General features: G+C 67.6%; 2 protein-coding genes. Both read right to left on the bottom strand.

Annotated features, from left to right (window positions below; translation table 11 throughout):
- Positions 1 to 23 precede the first annotated feature (23 nt).
- A complete protein-coding gene (locus ACTMS2_RS29210; protein WP_441178256.1) occupies positions 24 to 902 on the bottom strand; it encodes an IS5 family transposase in 879 nt (292 codons plus the stop codon).
- Positions 886 to 1,467 (bottom strand): DinB family protein, encoded by a 582-nt coding sequence (locus tag ACTMS2_RS29205; protein ID WP_363898818.1) that lies wholly within the window; start codon positions 1,465 to 1,467, stop codon positions 886 to 888. Before ACTMS2_RS29205 ends, ACTMS2_RS29210 begins: the two co-directional genes overlap by 17 nt.
- Between the last annotated feature and the right edge of the window lie 161 nt (positions 1,468 to 1,628).

Below are 1,628 nucleotides of genomic sequence, written 5' to 3'. Positions count from 1 at the left end.
CTAAGGCGTGTTTCATAAACCGGTCAGAGCCACTCAGTGATGATCGTGATGGTTAGGACGGCTTGGAAGCGAACTGCCAGTTTCTCGTAGCGGGTGGCGACGCCGCGGTGGCGTTTGAGTCGGTTGATGCCGTTCTCGACGGCGTGACGTAGCCGGTAGAGGCCCTTGTCGAAGGCGGGCGGGCGCCCGCCCTTGGAGCCTTTGGCTTTGCGGTGGGCGTCCTGGTCGGCCTTGCTGGGGATGCAGGCCTTGATCCCGCGTGAGCGCAGGTATTTGCGGTTGCCGCGGCTGGTGTAGGCCTTGTCGGCCAGGACCAGGTCGGGGCAGGTGCGGGGCCGGCCCACGCCGAGGCGGGTCACGCGGATGCGGCGCAGGACGGGGATGAACTGCGGGCTGTCACCACGGTGCCCGGCGGTCACGGTCAGGGAGAGGACCTTCTGCCCCTGCTCGCAAGCCAGATGAGTCTTGGTGGTCAGCCCGCCCCGGGAGCGGCCCAGCGCATGATCGGCCGGCTCGTCGTGCACGCCGCCGGGCGGTTCCTTCTGCAGATGCCCGTCGGTGCGGGCGCCGGCGGCGTGCTGGTGGGCGCGGCTGGTCATCGAGTCCACGCTCACCGTCCAACCGATCCAGCCCTGCGCATCGCCCGCGGCCTGCAACGCCGACAGGATCTTGTCCCAGGTCCCGTCCCGCTGCCACCGGCGGAACAGGCCGTAGACGGTGGGCCACGGCGCGTACTCAGCCGGGACATCCCGCCATGGGGCGCCGATGCGGATCCGCCACCGGATCCCATCAATGAGCTGTCGTTTCTCCCACTTCGGCGGACGACCCGTCCTCGGCGCGACAGGCAGCAGCGGAGCCAGAACAGCCCACTGCCCGTCGGTCAGGTCATGCCGCCTCGTCAGCCGACCTGGCGGCCTGCTCGATCTTCGCGCAGTAGGCTGCACGGGCTTCCTCGTCGATCTGGTTCTCGTGTTCGGCGCGCAACCCGGTCCGGCCGTCGAGGCCCTCGCGCAGGATATCGGCGTGCCCGGCATGCCGGATGGACTCGCCGAGGACATGGACCATGATGGCGAACAGGTTCGTGTCGGCATAAGGCTCCGGCCACCACGGCACGTGGCCGGGGGCGTCGAGGGGAAGCGCGTTGATCGTCGCGTCCGAGTGTTCCCACATGCGCCGGTAGAACGCGATGATCTGATCGCGGGTCTCGTCCTCGGTCGCCCACAGATCGCTGCCGTTGGAGTCCTGCCACCGGGGCAGCGGTTCCGGGGAAGGGCGGTCGAAGACCTCGCCGAAGTACCTGGCCTCGACGGTGGCCACGTGTTTGACCAGGCCGAGGAGGTTGGTCCCGGTCGCTGTCAAAGGTCGGCGGGCGTCGTATTCGGACAAGCCGTCGAGCTTCCAGAGCAGCGCCTTGCGGTCCCGCCGCAGTCTCCCGTGCAGGTTGGCCTTCGCGAAATCATCGATCATGCGGCATGAGCCTGCCATGGGCTACTCGTGGTCTCAAGATCCCGTACGTGGTCCGCAACGACCGGCAGAGCTGAGGCCTGGCCACGGCCACCGCCCTGACCTGCTCCAAGAAGCTCGCGAGACTTGCCACGTGAGACAATCTCTTACGAAACACGCCTTAG

Source organism: Micromonospora sp. SD12 (assembly GCF_052068495.1).
Classification (GTDB): Bacteria; Actinomycetota; Actinomycetes; order Mycobacteriales; family Micromonosporaceae; genus Micromonospora; species Micromonospora echinofusca.
Note: the sequence above shows the minus strand (reverse complement) of the source record. Positions and strands in the feature narration are given on the sequence as shown.

Coding starts and splice junctions, on each gene's coding strand:
- ACTMS2_RS29205 (WP_363898818.1), bottom strand. CDS start 1,467: ATGATCGATGATTTCGCGAAGGCCAACCTGCACGGGAGACTGCGGCGG.